Source organism: Marinobacterium maritimum (assembly GCF_039523155.1).
Taxonomy (GTDB): domain Bacteria; phylum Pseudomonadota; class Gammaproteobacteria; order Pseudomonadales; family Balneatricaceae; genus Marinobacterium; species Marinobacterium maritimum.
In genome coordinates, this window is sequence record NZ_BAAAET010000002.1 from 578,682 (window position 1) to 595,810 (window position 17,129).

At 57.2% G+C, this 17,129-nt stretch carries 14 protein-coding genes; 12 read left to right on the forward strand and 2 right to left on the reverse strand.

Features of this window, described 5'->3' with window-relative positions:
- Positions 1-41: 41 nt before the first annotated feature.
- Together ABD013_RS09060 and ABD013_RS09065 are read right to left on the reverse strand one after the other, a co-directional pair.
- A complete protein-coding gene (locus ABD013_RS09060) occupies positions 42-902 on the reverse strand; it encodes an alpha/beta fold hydrolase (protein ID WP_343805040.1) in 861 nt (286 codons plus the stop codon).
- Positions 903-1,346: 444 nt separating this feature from the next.
- The gene (locus ABD013_RS09065) at positions 1,347-2,336 is read right to left on the reverse strand and encodes a porin (RefSeq protein ID WP_343805042.1); all 990 of its coding nucleotides are present in this window, start codon (positions 2,334-2,336) and stop codon (positions 1,347-1,349) included.
- Positions 2,337-2,681: 345 nt separating this feature from the next.
- Here ABD013_RS09065 and gspE point away from each other — a divergent pair, with 345 nt between their 5' ends.
- The 12 genes from gspE to ABD013_RS09125 all read left to right on the forward strand — a co-directional run bounded on the left by gspE (position 2,682) and on the right by ABD013_RS09125 (position 17,021).
- Positions 2,682-4,400: a type II secretion system ATPase GspE gene (gspE, locus tag ABD013_RS09070; protein WP_343805044.1), complete on the forward strand. Its 1,719-nt coding sequence runs from the start codon at positions 2,682-2,684 to the stop codon at positions 4,398-4,400.
- Between the two features lie 6 nt (positions 4,401-4,406).
- Positions 4,407-5,624, forward strand: a complete 1,218-nt coding sequence (locus ABD013_RS09075) for a type II secretion system F family protein (RefSeq protein ID WP_343805046.1) — start codon at positions 4,407-4,409, stop codon at positions 5,622-5,624.
- A gap of 30 nt (positions 5,625-5,654) precedes the next feature.
- On the forward strand, positions 5,655-6,092 hold the full coding sequence (gene gspG, locus ABD013_RS09080; RefSeq protein ID WP_343805048.1) for a type II secretion system major pseudopilin GspG: 438 nt from the start codon (positions 5,655-5,657) through the stop codon (positions 6,090-6,092).
- Positions 6,073-6,555, forward strand: coding sequence for a GspH/FimT family pseudopilin (locus ABD013_RS09085; RefSeq protein ID WP_343805050.1), 483 nt, complete (start codon positions 6,073-6,075; stop codon positions 6,553-6,555). The genes gspG and ABD013_RS09085 overlap by 20 nt, the downstream gene beginning before the upstream one ends.
- Positions 6,548-6,952, forward strand: coding sequence for a type IV pilus modification PilV family protein (locus ABD013_RS09090; RefSeq protein ID WP_343805052.1), 405 nt, complete (start codon positions 6,548-6,550; stop codon positions 6,950-6,952). The genes ABD013_RS09085 and ABD013_RS09090 overlap by 8 nt, the downstream gene beginning before the upstream one ends.
- Complete coding sequence (locus ABD013_RS09095; protein ID WP_343805054.1) at positions 6,949-7,677, forward strand: prepilin-type N-terminal cleavage/methylation domain-containing protein; 729 nt, start codon at positions 6,949-6,951, stop codon at positions 7,675-7,677. The genes ABD013_RS09090 and ABD013_RS09095 overlap by 4 nt, the downstream gene beginning before the upstream one ends.
- Complete coding sequence (locus ABD013_RS09100) at positions 7,652-8,605, forward strand: type II secretion system minor pseudopilin (RefSeq protein WP_343805057.1); 954 nt, start codon at positions 7,652-7,654, stop codon at positions 8,603-8,605. Before ABD013_RS09095 ends, ABD013_RS09100 begins: the two co-directional genes overlap by 26 nt.
- Positions 8,605-9,690 carry a PilN domain-containing protein gene (locus ABD013_RS09105; RefSeq protein ID WP_343805059.1) on the forward strand — a complete coding sequence of 362 codons (1,086 nt, stop codon included), beginning with the start codon at positions 8,605-8,607 and terminating at the stop codon, positions 9,688-9,690. Before ABD013_RS09100 ends, ABD013_RS09105 begins: the two co-directional genes overlap by 1 nt.
- A complete protein-coding gene (gene gspM, locus ABD013_RS09110; protein ID WP_343805061.1) occupies positions 9,687-10,283 on the forward strand; it encodes a type II secretion system protein GspM in 597 nt (198 codons plus the stop codon). The genes ABD013_RS09105 and gspM overlap by 4 nt, the downstream gene beginning before the upstream one ends.
- Positions 10,283-10,918, forward strand: a complete 636-nt coding sequence (locus ABD013_RS09115; protein WP_343805063.1) for a hypothetical protein — start codon at positions 10,283-10,285, stop codon at positions 10,916-10,918. Before gspM ends, ABD013_RS09115 begins: the two co-directional genes overlap by 1 nt.
- Positions 10,911-13,115, forward strand: coding sequence for a type II secretion system secretin GspD (gene gspD / locus ABD013_RS09120; protein WP_343805065.1), 2,205 nt, complete (start codon positions 10,911-10,913; stop codon positions 13,113-13,115). The genes ABD013_RS09115 and gspD overlap by 8 nt, the downstream gene beginning before the upstream one ends.
- Positions 13,116-13,670: 555 nt before the next feature.
- On the forward strand, positions 13,671-17,021 hold the full coding sequence (locus ABD013_RS09125) for a DUF7507 domain-containing protein (protein ID WP_343805067.1): 3,351 nt from the start codon (positions 13,671-13,673) through the stop codon (positions 17,019-17,021).
- Positions 17,022-17,129 lie beyond the last annotated feature (108 nt).

A 17,129-nucleotide genomic window follows, 5' to 3' on the forward strand; every position in this document is an offset into this window, starting at 1 on the left:
AGCCTGTTTTTAACGACGCATTCGGCAACGTAGATAGGTTCTCAGTGCTGCAGGAAGTCCAGCACCATGCGATTAAACCGATCCGCATGTTCCCACTGTGCCCAGTGGCCGCACTGGTTGAAAATGTGCAGTTGGGAATTGGGGATACCGGCCACCAGGCGCAGGCCGGTATCCATTGGTACGAAACGGTCCTGACGGCCCCATATTACAAGCGTGTCCTGCTTGATCTCAGGCAAGCGCGGGCTGAAGTCCGGGAACTGCTTAGGGTTGGCTTCCAGGCTCTTGACGAAGTTTTCCAGATGGTCGCGACGCTTGAGCATGTTGTCCAGGCGCGCCTGGAACAGCTCTTCGGTCAGGTCGCTGGTGTCGAACACGAAGACCGACATCATCTTCTTCAGGTTCTCGATGGTCGGTTCACGGTATAGGCCCTGTAGCAGCTTGATCCCTTCTGCCGGCATCGGCGTGAACAGGCTGGCACCACCGGTGCCGCCACCCATCAGTACCAGCTTGCCGACACGTTCCGGGTTTTCCAGCGTAAAGGCGACGGCGCTGTGGCCACCCATGGAGTTGCCCAGAATATGGATCTGCTGAAGGTCCAGCGCATCGACCACGGCTTTCAGGGCGCGGGCATTCAGATCCGAGCGTGAGCCGGTGCAGACGATGGAGTCGCTTTTGCTCCAGCCCGGGCAGTCGAGCAGGATGACGCGGTAACCGGCTGCGACCAGCGGCTCGATATTGCGGTTGAAATTGGCCCAACCGCTGGCGCCAGGGCCGGAGCCGTGCAGCATGACCAGGGTTTCGCTGCCTTCGCCGCAGTCGTTGTAATGCAGTTTGACCGGCTGGCCGTCCAGAGTGATGTCGATAAAGCGGCTGCTGTCCGCTTCGGTCAGGTTCATGCTCATCTTGTGCTCCTGCTAAAACAGCTAACCCCGGCGAGTGCCGGGGTATGGTATTTGGTGTCATTGCTTGCTGTGGTATCTGCCGGCAGCCTCCGTTCAGATAAAGCAGGGCTTCATCACATTTCCGGCACACATACATATGCGCAGCACTGTACTGCGGGCTGTATAAGGAAGACATTGACCGGGGCTTTTTCAAGCTGACGTACAGTAGTGTATCTCAAGCGCTATCCTCGACGTCTGTTTCACCCTGAAGTTTCGGTCATGGCTAGTCAGCGAAAAGAGCCCGGTTGCAGCCGCAGGCGACTCGGAACATTTGCAGAAGGGGGACGGAACATAAGGCGTATTGCGGTCGTTGTATCTGTTGTTTGAGTAGCGGTTCCAGTTGTACCGCTGACTCGACAAACGCAAGGGTGCTACCCGAAGGGGCAGGCAGCACCCTAAGCTCTGTTAAAACTTCAAATTGACGCCCAGCGCGATGTTGTCGGCCTGGGTATCAAACTGTCCAGTCTCCGCCCAGAGCGCGACGTTGGGGTGAACCTGTTTCTTGATCTGGAACACCACACCGCTGTCGTCGGCCGTATCGATATCGGCGTCCTTGTCAAAATACGCGATAGAAGTGGACAGGCCCTTGCCGAACGCATAACGGGCAGCCACGCCGTAGCTATCGAAATCGTTGCCGTTAAAGGTGTCTTCGTTGATTTCGTAGGTGGCACCCAGATGCAGAGCGCCGGCGTTGTAACCGGCAGTAAGTGCGGTACGGACGTAGTCCTCCTCCTTGTTGGCGACTTTCTGTTCCACCAGTACCCGGCTGATGCCAAAGCGGAAAGTCTTGTCGTCATAGATCAGACGAGCAGTTTTGACATCGAGGTCTTCGTCGTTGCTCTCACTGAGTGACAGCGTCGAGACAACAGCGTACAGGTTGTTCCATGTGGGGGTTTTATAGGCCAGTACATCCTGGCCTTCAGCTGCCTGGCCAAACAGTGGACTGCCGCTCACTGCAACCTTGCCATTGTGGGTTTCGTTGTACTCGAACAGGTCGATGTTCTTGTACATGTCGCCATAAACCCCGCTGCTGGAGCGTGGGCCCAATACGAAAGCGCCGTAGGCGGTCGGGAAGATCAGCTTGGCTTCCTTGACGTGGATATCATCTTCTCCTTCGGTGCCTCCGGTGTCGCGGCTGTTAACCGCGTCGGCCACTTCGGCCACAAACTGGTAGCGCATCTTGAAACTGTCGGCCTTGATCAGGCCATTGACGCCAAACTCCAGTTCGAAGGCTTCGGGATCGAAGTCCCTGTCTTCGACATCCAGCACGCCCATGCTGGCAAACAGGGTGAAATCGGGCATGGGTGCGTCGATGGCAGGGGCGGCCTGGAGGTTGCCGGCCAGAGCCAGAGTCAGGGTAGAGACCACTACAGCCATAGGTGTTGTCTTTGTCATTATTATGCCTTTCTGAGGTTTGATCGAGGCCTCAGGGTAAGGCGGCGGCGCCCGGTTGGATCATTGCGTTTCTTTCAGTGAAACGCATGTCCGGGAGCACATGCTGACAGGGAACCTGAGCCTTTATGCAAGGGTGTTAAGCATCCTGAACGCAATATCCGGGAAGAGAGGACGTTTCATAAAATATACAGGTGACTTGCCCAACAGCCGTTCGATTAGTGTCTATAGTTGTGATTAGACGTTCTGTCCTGGCCGTTAAAGGTCGTGCGTCCCGGGGGTACTGAACAGGCAGGTTGGTACCGTTTTCATGCTCTGAAGCTGCGTGTGCAGGTGAGGAGGAATGAAATGAGTGGATTAGCAACCTCCCAGCCGCAGGAGCCAGAGGAGGCATTTGTCAATGAACTGGTCAGCGCAGGCCTGATCAGCAGCAGTGATCTGGAGCGCGTTAGCCAGATGCGCCAGTCGCAGGCCGAACCGGCTTCCTGGCCAACATTGCTGGTGCGACTGGGGCTGGTTTCCGAGCGGGACATGGCCAACGCCTTGGCTCGCTATCTGCAGGAACCCTTGCTGTCCGCTGCCGAGTTGAGCGCCGACTGTGACCCCGAGCCCGGTCTTTCCGAGCGCTTTATGCGCGAAAATCAGGTGCTGCCGTTGCAGGTCGACGACGGCCAGTTGTCGCTGGCGATGGCCGACCCCTTCAACCTGTTTCTGATCAATGCCGTTGCCATGGCGCGGAGCCTGCAGGTGCAGCCTCGTGTGGCGGTTGGCTCCGAGATTGTACAGGTGCTGGATCAGGTGTTTGGCGAAGGCCAGAGCCAGATGGGGGACATCCTTGCCGATGTAACACCTTCTGAAGAGCAGGAAGAGAGCGTCGAAGAGCTGATGGACATGGCCAGCGGCGCGCCGGTGATCCGTCTGGTCAACCTGATCATTCAGCGAGCGGTTGATGCCCGTGCCTCGGATATCCACATCGAGCCGTTCGAGAACCAGCTCAAGGTGCGCTACCGCATCGATGGCGTGCTGCAGGAGGGTGAAGCGCCGCCGGTGCAGTTGTCACCGGCGGTGATCTCCCGCGTCAAAATCATGGCGCGGCTCAATATCGCCGAGCGCCGCCTGCCGCAGGATGGCCGTATCGAGATGCGCGTGCAGGGCAAGGATCTCGACATGCGTGTTTCTACCGTGCCGACCATGCACGGCGAGAGCGTGGTCTTGCGCCTGCTCAACCGCGAGAGCATCTCCTTCGATTTCGAATCCCTTGGTTTTACCGATGACTGCCGCAAGCAGATGGACGAGCTGCTGAAGATTCCCAACGGCATGATCCTGGTGACCGGTCCGACCGGCAGCGGTAAGACCACCACCCTGTATACCGCGTTGCATCAACTCAACACCCTTGAGCGCAAGCTGATTACGGTTGAAGACCCGGTCGAGTACCAGTTGGCGGGTATCAACCAGATTCAGGTGCAGTCATCCATCGGGCTTACGTTCGCCAACGCGCTTCGCTCCATCGTGCGCCAGGACCCGGACGTGATCATGGTGGGCGAGATGCGTGACCTGGAAACGGCACGTATCTGTGTGCAGTCGGCGTTGACCGGTCACCTGGTGCTGTCGACGCTGCATACCAACGATGCTGTTTCCAGTATCACCCGATTGCTGGAAATGGGAGTTGAGGACTACCTGCTGACCTCAACGCTCAACGCGGTGTTGGCTCAGCGGCTGGTGCGTGTGCTCTGTCCGCACTGCCGCGAGCCATACGATGTTTTGCCGGAGCTGGAGCGTGAGATGGGCCTGGCCCGCTTTGCAACCGGCGATGGTCCGCTGCAGCTCTGGCGGGCTTCCGGATGTTCGCACTGCCAGGGGACCGGCTATTTCGGGCGCCTGGTGATCCATGAACTGCTGCAGATGAATGACGATATCCGCCGCCTGGCGCTGGATCATGCTGATGCCGGCCGGATACAGGCGGCGGCACGTGCCGCCGGGATGCGCACCATGTATGAGGATGGCTGTGCCAAGGCCCTGCAGGGGCTCACCAACCTGGAAGAAGTGATCCGGGTGACACAGGAGTGATCGAGCATGCCCCAGTTTCTCTATCGAGCGGTGACTCAGGAAGGCGAAGAGTTCAAGGGCGAACTGGAAGCGCGGGACAGCGATAGCGTGGTGCGTCAGCTGCAGGGCAAGGGGTTGATTCCACTGCTGATTGAGCCGGCTGGTCAAAGCACGGATCTGGGGCGTTGGCTGAAGCTGGAAAGCGGTCGTCACAAGCAGCTGCAGCGGGTACATCAGTTTACACAGGAGTTGGCGGAGCTGATGCACGCCGGGCTTTCTCTCGACCGGGCGCTGGCAATCATGCTGCAGGTCAGTCCCGATCCCGAGCACCAGGCGTTGCTGAAGCGTGTACAGGATGGGGTACAGAAAGGTCGCTCGCTGTCGAAAGCGCTGCAGGAGCAGGACGGCCAGTTTTCGCCCTTTTATGTCAGCATGGTCCATGCCGCCGAGACCGCCGGCAGTCTGGACACCGGACTGACCGACATGGCCGCATATATGGAGCGCAGCAAGGCGCTGCGCGAGCAGGTGATGTCGGCACTGCTCTACCCGATGATCCTGCTGATCGTTGCCATCCTCTCGCTGATCATCATTCTGACTTACGTGATTCCCCAGTTCGAACAGCTTTTCGCTGATATGGGCCAAGCACTGCCGTTGCCGACCCGCGTGGTGATGGCGATTGCCGACTTCATTCAGGTATTTGGCCCCTGGGTGCTGATAGGACTGGTGCTGGCGGGACTCTGGTTCAAGCGCCACCTGCGCGATCCCGAAGCCCGGTTGCGCTGGGACCGGCTTAAACTGGAGCTGCCTTTAATCGGTGGGTTGAATCAACGGTTGGAAACCGCTCGTTTCAGCCGCAGTCTGGGCACGCTGTTGCGCGGCGGCGTTCCCATGGTCAGTGCGCTGCAGATTGCACGAGACACCCTGAGCAATCAGCAGTTGGCCGAGGTGGTGCGTCAGGCTACGGAAGAGGTCCGCGCCGGTCGCCGTCTGGCCGATCCCTTGCAGGCGAGCGGCCGATTTCCGCTGCTGGCGATCCAGATGATCCGGGTTGGTGAAGAAACCGGCCAGCTGGACGCCATGTTGCTGAAGGTCGCCGACCTGTATGACCGCGAAGTGGGCGTCAGCATCCAGCGCATGCTGACAATACTGGAGCCACTGATGATCGTCGGCCTTGGGCTGATGATTGCCGGCATCATCATGTCGATCCTGGTGGCCATCATGTCGATCAATGAACTGCCACTCTGAATGAACACAGGGAGCAAAAGAGGTGAACCTATGAAACAGCGTGATCGATACCTGCCCTTGCCCAATGCCGGCTTCACCCTGCTGGAACTGCTGGTGGTGCTGGTCATTCTGGGCCTGCTGGCCAGTCTGGTCGGCCCTCAGGTGCTGCGCCATGTGGGCACGTCCAAAACCCAGACCGCGGCGCTGCAGATCGAGGAGCTGAGCGCGGCGCTGGATCTTTACCGGCTGGAAGTGGGGGCTTACCCCAGCACCCAGCAGGGACTGGAGGCACTGGTCAGCCAACCCAGCGGTGCGAAAAACTGGAATGGTCCTTACCTGAAGAAGAAGGTGGTGCGCAAGGATCCCTGGGGTAACGACTACCACTATCAGTTCCCGGGTGATCACGGTGAGTATGACCTTTACTCGCTGGGTGCCGACGACCGCGAGGGCGGTGATGGGGAGAACCAGGATGTACGCAGCTGGGAGTAGTGCCAGGCCCGGTGTTCGCACTGACGGCATGACCCTGCTGGAACTGCTGGTGGTGCTGGTGATCGCTTCGCTGATGTTGGCGCTGGTGGCGCCGAACATCGGCAATGTATTACCGGGCAGTGAACTGAAGAGCTTTGCCCGCCAGAGCGCCGCCATGTTGCGTGAATTGAGGAGTGAAGCGGTCAGCCAGAGTCGCAATCGGCGTCTGTCGCTGGATCAGGAAGAACGGCGGTTTCGTTCCGGTAAGGAAGCGCTGGCTCTCTGGCCGGAAGGTGTCGAGGTACAGCTGGAACAGGGTGAGGTTCCCGACTTCCTCAAAACGCCCTTTGAAGATGACAAGGCGCTGGTGTTTTTCCCGGATGGCAGCAGCAATGGGGGCGCCCTTAGCCTGAGTTCCGAGTCTGCCGGGCACTACATGATCCGCGTCGAAGCATTGAACGGAAAGGTCTGGATCGATGGATAGTGCTCGGCTCGGCAGGAAGCAAGCGGGTTTTACCCTGCTGGAAGTACTGGTGGCCTTTGTGCTGCTGGCGATGATGCTGGGTGTCATCCTGAACCTGAACTCCAGGGCGCTGGATACCACCGCCCGTGCCAGTGACCGCCAGCTGGCGCTGATGCTGGCCCAGTCCGAACTGGACCGGACGCTGGCAGAACGGGAACTGCAACAGGGAACACGGCGGGGCCGTTTCGAAGATGAGCGATTCGAGTGGGAGTTGGAGATAAACCGCTTTGAGTTTCCGGACTCTGACCCTGGGCTGGACAGCGGTGCTCCTGAACCCTACGAAATTCTGATCAGTGTCAATTGGGACAGGAACCAGAGCCTAACCCTGCGGACGCTAAGGCTGGTACAGACGCAATGAACAGAATCCGACAATGCGGCTTTACGCTGGTGGAACTGCTGATCGCACTGGTGTTGACCGGCCTGATCATGTCGTTGCTGTTTGCCAGCCTGCGGATCAGTTCGCGTGCCTGGGACAGTGCTGACCGTCGGCAACAGGAGGTCGCTGAACAGTACCAGTTACAGCAGCTTCTACGGCGACTGGTAGGCAATGCTCAGGGAGAACGTATCCGCGTAGTGGATGGCGGGGTCCAGGTTGCTTTTAGGGGGCGTCGCGATGAGGTGGTTTTTGTGGCTCCGCGTTATGCCTCAAGCAGTGGCAGCGGGCTGCTCTGGTACCGGCTGAAGTTGAGCGAGGCCACGCCTGAACGGCCGCAGGCATTGGTACTGCAGACCTTGGCGTTCGAGAACGAACGCACGGTGGACTGGGACCGCCTGTTCGATCCGGACCCTGGTGTCGATGACGAAGGTGAATTGCTTCCGGAGCCTGAAGAGCATGTGCTGAGACTAACGGGTGATGCGGAATTGAGTTTCAGCTACCGCTACTTCGATTCTGACAACCCGGGTCAGACGCTGGATGAGTGGCTCGATCAGGGAACGCTGCCGTTGACGGTCGAACTGTCCCTGGAGCAGCAGCCGGAAAGCGATGAGGTGCCGACAAGGAGAGCAGATTTACTATCCAGTTGGGAGGCTCTGATCATTGCCATGCAGGAATACAGTTATGACATACGCAGTGATGGCTTCTGAGTCAGGCCGGCCGGTTGAGCTGGGAGTGGTGCTGGTCACGGTGCTCTGGGTGCTGGTGCTGCTTAGCTTGATCGCCACCAACCTGTCGTTCGGCGGACGCAGCTTTGCGCGGCAGACGCTGAATACCGAGCAGGGGGTAAAGGGCGCACTGGCTGCACAGGCTGGTATCACCTGGGCACAGTGGAGTCTGCTGCAGCCTTCCCCAACAGGAGAGGGGCAGGGCTACTGGCTTGCGGACGGAGTGATGCACCAGATGCAGGTCGGTGAGGCCGAGGTTAGCGTGGCGTTGTACGATGAAAGCGGCAAGCTTGATATCAACGCGGTCCCTACCGAGCTGCTGGATGCGCTGCTGGAGCCGGTTGTGGAGGAAAGCAGTGCACGCGCGGAGCTGGTCGCCGCGATAGAGGATTGGCGTGATACAGACGATCTGGTGCGCCTCAATGGAGCCGAAGAAGACGAATATCTTAAGGCAGGGCGGACTGAGGGGCCGGCCAACCGACCCTTCCGTGAGCTGAACGAACTGGCGGAGGTGTTGGGCATGACCGAACGGATTTACCGCCATATTCAGCCACACCTGACGGTAGCGACCCGTGCCCGGACATTGAACCCGCAGGTAGCGTCTTTCGAGGTGTTGATGACGCTGCCCAATGCCAGTGAGGGCGTTGTACAGCGTTATATTGAAGAGCGCCGCAGCGCCTGGGAGAGCGGGCTTCCGCTGCCGGAGCTGCCGTTTGACGCTACCCCCTATGTGGACGCTCGGCGAGCAGGGCAGTTCTATCTGGTGGTCACCGAAGCGAACATTGGCCCCTATACTCAAATACGTCAGGGCGCGCGCATCCAGAGGCGGGGCAACACGACACGCTTGCTGCGTGAGCAGATATTACTGCCCGATAAACAGGCGCCCGAGGAGACGGAGGGAGAGAGCTGATGAATACGGGATTTCAACAACTGGCTCAACAGTTGAGTGGCTCTATTACCCGTTTCTGGTACTGGTGGACCGGAGAGCTGTCGGCACTGATTCCGGACCGCTGGCGGCGACGTTTTGAAGGAGGAGAGCGAACAATCCGCTATGTATCTGGCGCCTTTGAAGTGCCTGAAAACGGCAGCCAGCGTCGTATCCCGCTGGATGCCTGTGCCAGTGACCCGGTGCTGGCAAACTGGCGCGGACAGAAAAGTGCTTCCAGTCGTCTGCTGGTGTTGATGCCCAGGGAAGATCTGTTGCACAAGGTAATTTCGTTGCCAGCCGCGACTGAGCCTCGCCTGCAAAGTGTGCTCGGCTTTGAACTGGACCGACACACCCCGTTCAGTACCGATCAGGCCAGCTTCGGCTTTAGGGTGATCAAGCGGGATAGAACCGCGCAGCGCATTGATGTGGAGCTGTTCACTCTGCCAAACACCAGGCGCCAGCAGATTATCGAGGGGCTGGCGCAGGCAGGGCTAAGCCCGGAGTGGATACTGCCAGAGGGCGCCGAACGTAATGCCCAGCAGCGCAGCACCCTGAGCCTGATGCCCGAGCAGGTACGTCCGCCTATGCGCCGAACGCTGCGCAGCCGGCCGGTACTGGTGGTACTGGTTCTGGCGCTGTTGACCGGCATCCTGTTTTTCAAGCGGGAGCAGCGTCTGCAGGAACTGGAGCTGGCTGTTGGCCCGTTGGAACAGGCGGCTGAAGAGGCCCGGGCGATTCGTAATGAAGTTGATACCCTGGAAGAGGGGGGGCGGTTCATTCTCGAACGGCGTAATGCGACACCTGCAACACTGGTTTTACTGGATGAACTGACCCGCCTGCTGCCCGATCATACCTGGTTGTCCCGATTTGAGCTGCAGCGGGGTGAGTTGAGGATTCAGGGTGAGTCCGCCAATGCTTCGTCATTGATCGGCCTGCTGGAAGAGTCCCCGTTACTGCAGGCCGCCAGCTTTACTTCGCCAGTAACCATCAACCCACGCTCACGCAAGGAACGCTTCAGCCTGAGGGCACAGCTTAGCCCGAGGGCGGGTGAGGAGATACTGCCATGAAACCACTGAAGCCTTCTCAAAGCAGAGCCCTGGCGGTTCTGTTGCTAGTGGTGGTTCTGCTGTTGCTGGTCCGAGTGCTGCTCTGGCCACTGTGGTTGAGCTTGAGCGATTACGGTGAGCGGATCGATTCGCTGGAAAATCGGATTGAAGTTTATCAACGCCTGATCGCTGGTGTGGATGCCGACCGCCAGCGTCTGGCTGAACTCCAGTCCAGTCTGCCCACTACGGACTGGTACCTTAGCGAAGCTACGCCTGCGTTGGCTGCGGCCAGTCTGCAGCAGTTGCTGCTGAGCCAGGTCAACCGAGCCGGCGGTCAGTTGATCAGTACCCAGATTATCAATACCAACGGGGACACTCCTCTACCGGCGATCTCCATTCAGGTACATATTCGTGGTGAACTGGATGAGCTTGTTGACCTGCTCTATACGCTGGAATCGAGCAAGCCCGTATTGTTTATCGATAACCTGACCGTACTGGCCAATCCCCGGCGTCAGGTATCGGCTCGAGCACAGCGGCGCACGCAACGGCAGAGCATTCCGGCGCTGGATATTCGTTTCGATCTTACCGGCTACACTGCAAGGGAGAGCTCCTGATGATGCACTTCAGAGAAGGGCTGGCCCCGATAGCGCTGTGCTCCATGCTTTGGGTCGGAGCACCCGTTCTGGCGCAGGAAACGGAGCTGCCGGAGACAGAGCCGTCACCGCCACAGCAAGAGGCCCAGGTGTTGGATACCCCAGCGCTAAATATGCCCTCAGGATTGCCGACACTGCCTCCTCGTGAAGCCTTCTCGGGAATCCTTGAGCGACCGCTGTTCAATGCTGACCGGCGGCCTGCGGTCGATGCAGGTGATGATCAGGCACTGACATCGGCCACGGAGTTGAGGGAACAGTGGAAACTGACAGGGATTGTGATGGTGGGTGATGAGGTGCGTGCGATGTTACAGCATCGTGACGGTGACCGGCATCTGACGATGATTCCGGGGATGCCACTGGATGCTACCTGGATGCTGGAAGAGATCAATCCTGACAGTGTGATTATGGGGAGCGGCGAAGAGCAGATCCGCCTTGAGTTGATGACCCCACGGGATACTAAGCCAGTGCTCACCGCCGAGAAGGGCGTGACCGAGCGCAGCGAACAAGGGAATACGGATGAACAGAGTAGACAGCCGGATACGCGGGAATCAGAGCCGCGTCGCTTACGCCAGAGTACGGAGGTCAGTGATGAGTAAGTTCCTGGAACACCCTGCCGTATCGGGTCTTGCACGTTTTCATCGATACCTGTGGTTTGGCCTCTGTGCACTGGGGCTCAGTGCCTGTGCGCTGCAGGACAGCCAGAACCCCAATGCGCTGGATAGCCCCTGGGGTCGCTCCAGTGAGTATCAGCCGGATACCCCTGCCGGGCCGGACGCACTGGCACGGCGTAGCCGCAGGACACAAACCAGCATGGAAAGCGGGCGTTTTGCCACTGAAGAAGGGCAGCAGGTGACCAGCACTGGACCAAGAATGGAAGTTTACAGCGGTAACGGGGTTTTCATTGATCTGACCGAGGGCGCGCCGGAGGTTCCGGTCGATGGTGACATCACCTTCAACTTCCAGGGCGCCGAGATCGGCGAGATCGTCAAAACCATTCTGGGCGACATCATGCAGGTCAATTACATCCTTGATGATAACGTGCGTGGCGTGGCCAACATGCAGACGGTGCGACCGGTCAATCGGGATGCGTTAATACCCACGCTGGAGAAGCTGCTGCAGGTAAACGGTGCAGCACTGGTGGATCAAGGTGACTATTACGAAGTCCTGCCGATCGATAGCATTAATGGGGGGACTGTCAGTCTCAAAGCCAGCCTCAGTGCCGATCGTGGCTACCAGCTGCTGGTTGTACCTCTGCGCTATATCAGTGCTCAGGAGATGGTCAAGATTCTGGAGCCAATGAAACCGCGACAGGGCCTCATGGAGGCCGATGCACGACGCAACATGATTACCCTGGCCGGTACTCAGGCCGAGTTGATTAACCTAAAAGAGACCATCAAAATTTTTGACGTGGACCAGCTGCAGGGCATGTCGGTTGGCCTGTTCCGCCTGCAGGCGGTCGAACCCGATTTGCTGATGACCGAGCTGGAGGTGATTTTTGGCGACTCTGCCGAAGGGCCTTTGGCGGGTGTGGTCCGCTTCCTGCCTATCGAGCGGCTGAATGCGCTGTTGGTGATCACGCCGCAGAAAAAATACCTGCGTGATGCCGGAGCCTGGATACGTCGTCTGGACCGTACCGAGGGTGCTCAGGGGCTGGGCATGTACGTTTACTATGTGCAGAACGGCCGGGCGGAAAACCTGGCCGAGATGCTGAGTGAGCTATTTGCAGGGCAAAGACGTAGCCAGGCCCAGCGTGACAGTGAATCGCCTCGGGCCAGCAGAGCCACTGCAACATCTGATGAGGGCGCTGCCGAAGGTGAAACCATTACCCGTGCGGAAGCGAGCAGCTCGGCCCCTGCCAGCCTGGATGTGGGTGATGTGGAGATCATCGCCGACAACGAGAACAATGCCCTGCTGATCATGGCGTCGCCCACGGATTACGACAAGGTTTACCGGGCGATCCAGAAGCTGGACGTGCTGCCGCTACAGGTACTGGTGGAAGCCACCATTGTGGAAGTGTCTCTGGAAGATGAACTGCGTTACGGCCTCAACTGGTTCTTCAAAAGCCATTTCGGCAATACCAGTAAGGGAGTGGGTACCATCGGCAGCTTCTCGCAGGCGGCAGCCGATGCGCTGAACACCGCCACCTTCGAGGTGTTCAAGGCTGGTCAGACCCGGGCATTGCTTAACCTGCTGGCTTCGGATTCACGTATCAACGTGGTCTCCTCGCCCTCGCTGATGGTGCTGGACAACCGTACCGCCGAGATCCGGGTGGGTGACCAGGTACCGATCCGGACGTCCTCTACCACCAATACCGCCAGCGATAACCTCAACACCACCAGCACCATCCAGTACCGGGATACCGGTGTGCTGCTGGAGGTGACACCCCGAGTCAATGCCGGCGGCATGGTGGTACTGGATATCACTCAGGAAGTAAACGACGTGGCCGAGGAAACCACCAGCTCCTCCATCGACTCGCCGACCATCACCCAGCGTCGCATCAACACCAGCGTGGCGGTGCAGAGCGGCGAAACCCTGGTGCTGGGGGGGCTTATTCGGGAGAACCGCAGCAACGGCAGCGAAGGTGTCCCTTACCTGCGCCATATGCCGGTGGTTGGCTGGGCTTTTGGCAGCCGAGGCAAGAGTATCAACCGCACTGAATTGGTGGTGATGATCACGCCTACAGCGGTAACCGACACTGCAGATGCCCGCGAAGTGACCCGGGAATACCAGAACAAGCTGCGTGGGCTGGATCTGCCGAATCGGTCATTGGATGAGCCGCAGAAGCACAATTAATCCATGGTGGCGGGGGTCTATGGCCTTCGCCTTGATCATTGCACAAGCGCTTTAATAGTCCCTTACGTTAGTGACGCTATTTGGTGTAACACCGGGGTTTGTAAGTTTCCAGATAACCCTGCGTTACAAAGGTGTAATGTTGTAAGTCATTTGAAATCAGTTAGTTACCCTCCCTGCGCTAAAAACCGTAAATCATAGGTTGTACAATCACGCGTCGTAAGCCCCCCACTCTTCACTCTTAATTCTTATAAATCAATGAGTTGAAAACTTGGCCTGAACCTTGCGTTTATCAGGGCACCTACGGCTTTGGCAAACGCATGGTGGAATATTCTGCCTGTGATCTTGCTGACCGTTTGTGTAGCGGGACAGACCGGGGAAATGCAATAGGAGGCCCTGCCTTTATTGATTCGGCCTGTTTCTGTCTGGAGCTAATCACAAGAAAACGGAAAATCTTCGAGCCAAAGCCGCTCGATCAGTCTCCGGGCCGCAAGCGGCGGCAAAACGCAATTGGCCATCCCCAAAGAGTGAGCGGGGTACGGCCAAGGGAGGTGAGACATGAAAATGTCTTTTTCTTGGAAGTTGCGACAGCTGGGACGAACGCTCATGTCGCCCTTGGTACTGGCGGCGGCTATGTCATTGGTAGCTGCGCCAGTTCTGGTATATGCCGTTCATGATGCAGATGTCTTCGAACTGGATACCCGTCCAGGGGTTGAAGGTGACCAAGATAAAAAAAATGACCCGCCACCACTTTTTGTGGGTGACGGTAACACTAAGGATGATGCCCAAGATGGGGAGGATTGGGAAAACGTTTATCTCGAAAATGACTCGTCATTTGCGCGGTCATTTGTCGAAGACACATTTGCCAACAATCCAATCGATGCCGCAGGTGTCGAAGTGTTCGTGCCCTTGAGAACCCCTGAAGTAAGCTTCTTTACCGGTGGTGGTTCAAAGGATACCAACGGTATTCAGGATGGCCCCTGGAAGTACAAGGTTGTGAAGGATCAGGTGCCAGACAAAAACGATATTGTGAATGCCTTTGCTGCAGCGTATGAGGATCCCAGTGATGGGCATACCCTCTTGTATTTTGGTCTGGACACCTTCTCGGTTAACGGTGATTCCAATGCGGGCTTCTGGTTCTTTCGGCAGCCTGTAGGACTCAATCCGCCAGTGGATGATACCGGTACTTTCAGCGGTGAACATAGTAATGGTGATATCTTTGTCGCTGTTGCCTACACCCAGGGGGGCAGAGTTGGTGACATTGATGTTTATGAGTGGCAGGGAGACGATGCCACAGGCTCATTAGTACTGATGTTTTCGGGCTTGGATTGTGCTGAAGTGGGTCCGGCTGATGGCGTCTGTGGTGTGATCAATAAACTCCTGCCTGGCGAGACCTTTGGTGAAGATCCGATCTTCGACTATGCCAATACTCTGGTCGCAAACAATCCAACTGATCCCACAAGCTACATGTATGAATCGGCTGCCTTTGTGGAATTTGGCCTGGATTATGATGAAGTTTTCGGACGTCCGATTGGCTGTTTCACGACGTTTCTTGCTGAAACACGCTCCTCTCAGTCCGAAACGGCACAGCTGAAGGATTTTGCCTTTGGTAATTTCCCGCTCTGTAGCATCGCCGTGGATAAAACGGGCGATCTGCTCAGTAAGGTGGGTGACCCAGTAAGTTACACCATCACTGTGGAAAACACCGGTAGAGCGACTCTTTACAAGCAGTCAATTACCGATACGGTATTGGGTGATCTCACTGACGGAACCAACGCATACATCGACAGCAGTGATTGTGGCGACAGCCTGGCTTCGAAAGAAACCTGTACGATCGAACTGACTCGCACTGTACAGGCCAGCGATCCCGACCCGCTTCCGAATACGGTAACGGTTGTCTATACGGAGTTTGCTGATCCTGCTTCACTGGAGTTCACAGCTGAAGATGATCATGAGGTCAACCTGTTCCAGCCTTCCTATGTGCTTGCCAAGTACTGCCCGGAAGGCGTGGATGCAAGCAACCCGTGGATCGTAGGTGTTGAGAAAGAATTCCGCTTCTCTATCGACAACACCAGCAGTGATGATTCTCCGAACCTGTTCCTGCAAACACTGACCGATGCACTCTTGGGTGACGCTGTCGTGAAAGCGGCTGCTGTAGCTGCCGGTGCCGGTGAACTGGCTTGGGATGATGCTACAGTGACATTTACGGTTCCGTATACACCGACAGCTGCAGATGCGGCAACCGGTTATGTGGTCAACTCCTTTGCCACTATGTATCAGCCGGATGGCTTCCCGAATGAGCTGGAGCAGGATGCTTCTACGGATCAATGTCCGGTCATCAAGCGTGACGCAGATATCCTGACAGAGGTTCATGCTGACCTTCTGGAAGATAATCCGGATGCAGGGCCTCATGTAGACGTGACCTTTGGTCAGGTACCGTCAACCACGCCTATCCATGATCATGCCTATGTCTCTGACGCAACGGCTGCTGCCAGCGGTGGTTCGATTGCTCCGATCACCCCGACCGGTGATCTGACTATTCGACTGTTTGCAGACGGTGCATGCCTGCAGAACGAGATCATTGGCGCAGGCCCGGATGGCCATGTCTACCCGTTGACACTGTCGCTTGCAGGGGGCGAGGCTGAAACCAACACCTTCGCTCTGCCGGTTGGCACACTGGGCTGGCTGGTCAGTTATGACGGTGATGGTGTGTTCAACAGTGTAAGCCACGCATGTGAGCCGATTACCGGCCTGCAACGTGATACGCAAACGGTGACCTACATCCACGAAGGCCAGCCGAATGCGTCGCACAGTTCTGATCCGGTCAGTATCGATATCCAGAACACCAGTGTTCAGGTCGGTACTGTGGTCCATGACTCGGCGTTGGTTAGCCAGTTGAACCCGATCGATAGCCTCGTACCGACAGGCTCAGTGGACTTCCTGTTCTTCGAAAGCCACGCTGCCTGCGAAAGCGCAGTTCAGGTTATTGCCAGCAGTGAAAACGCTGCGCTCGTGAATGGCTATGCTGAGTCTTCAGCCCATGAAATCACCGATATTGGCAGCGGTGAACTTGCTTACCAGGCGGTTTACGTGCCGGCAGATGAGAACTTTAACTCGTCCACCAGCGCCTGTGAGCTGCTTGATATCGAGCTGAACCCGTCAGCAATTACCACCGAGGTGCATGACGATCTGCACAACATCGTCAGCTACGACACCAATGGTGGTATCGAGATCCCTGTGGGTACAGTGATTCATGACTGGGCGGAAGTGACAGGTCTGGGCCTGGCTCCGTACGATCCAACAGGTACTGTTACTTTCGAACTCTACATGGGCCTTGCCTGTGAGGGTGAGCCTGTTAAGACAGTGTCTGCGGCCCTTAGGGCGGATGCTACTAATGATGCGAAAGCTATCGCGGAAACCCTGGATGCCGAGCCGCCTTTGTCGATCGTGACTATCTCTGGCGATGAGTTCTCCTTCATGGCCAGCTACGGTGGCGATGGTGTGTACGCGGCTTCTTCTGATAGCCGCTGCGAACCTGTGAAGGTTCAGAAGGCGCTGGAAGGCTGTACACCGGGGTACTGGAAGCAAACCCATCACTTCGGCAATTGGCTCGTGTATAACCCGTACCAGTACTACGATGAAGTATTTGGTGCCGGTCCACACATCACCTTGCTCGAAGCCTTGGAAAGCGGTGGCAATACCAACAGTGAAGCTCTGCTCCGACACAGTGTGGCGGCCTTGCTGAACTCTGTGGGTGACGTTGACTACGCTTATACTGAAGCTCAGATACTCCAGTGGGTAGAAGATGCCTGGAACGGTAGTGAAGATGACCGCCAGGCTCTGCACTACAAGTTGGCTGAAGCGAATGAACGCGACTGCCCGCTGTCTCGTGCGGAGTACCTGTTCTGATCTGTTGAAGGCGTTCAAGGATGACACCTGAGCGGAAGAAAAAAAGGGCGATGCCGAAAGGCACCGCCCTTTTTCAACTCATGTTCCTGTACGCGTCGTTAAGTGCCG

Bases quoted from the DNA above. Each gene is read 5' to 3' on its own strand.
- ABD013_RS09060 (WP_343805040.1), bottom strand. From the start codon at position 902: ATGAGCATGAACCTGACCGAAGCGGACAGCAGCCGCTTTATCGACATC.
- ABD013_RS09065 (WP_343805042.1), bottom strand. From the start codon at position 2,336: ATGACAAAGACAACACCTATGGCTGTAGTGGTCTCTACCCTGACTCTG.
- gspE (WP_343805044.1), top strand. From the start codon at position 2,682: ATGAGTGGATTAGCAACCTCCCAGCCGCAGGAGCCAGAGGAGGCATTT.
- ABD013_RS09075 (WP_343805046.1), top strand. From the start codon at position 4,407: ATGCCCCAGTTTCTCTATCGAGCGGTGACTCAGGAAGGCGAAGAGTTC.
- gspG (WP_343805048.1), top strand. From the start codon at position 5,655: ATGAAACAGCGTGATCGATACCTGCCCTTGCCCAATGCCGGCTTCACC.
- ABD013_RS09085 (WP_343805050.1), top strand. From the start codon at position 6,073: ATGTACGCAGCTGGGAGTAGTGCCAGGCCCGGTGTTCGCACTGACGGC.
- ABD013_RS09090 (WP_343805052.1), top strand. From the start codon at position 6,548: ATGGATAGTGCTCGGCTCGGCAGGAAGCAAGCGGGTTTTACCCTGCTG.
- ABD013_RS09095 (WP_343805054.1), top strand. From the start codon at position 6,949: ATGAACAGAATCCGACAATGCGGCTTTACGCTGGTGGAACTGCTGATC.
- ABD013_RS09100 (WP_343805057.1), top strand. From the start codon at position 7,652: ATGACATACGCAGTGATGGCTTCTGAGTCAGGCCGGCCGGTTGAGCTG.
- ABD013_RS09105 (WP_343805059.1), top strand. From the start codon at position 8,605: ATGAATACGGGATTTCAACAACTGGCTCAACAGTTGAGTGGCTCTATT.
- gspM (WP_343805061.1), top strand. From the start codon at position 9,687: ATGAAACCACTGAAGCCTTCTCAAAGCAGAGCCCTGGCGGTTCTGTTG.
- ABD013_RS09115 (WP_343805063.1), top strand. From the start codon at position 10,283: ATGATGCACTTCAGAGAAGGGCTGGCCCCGATAGCGCTGTGCTCCATG.
- gspD (WP_343805065.1), top strand. From the start codon at position 10,911: ATGAGTAAGTTCCTGGAACACCCTGCCGTATCGGGTCTTGCACGTTTT.
- ABD013_RS09125 (WP_343805067.1), top strand. From the start codon at position 13,671: ATGAAAATGTCTTTTTCTTGGAAGTTGCGACAGCTGGGACGAACGCTC.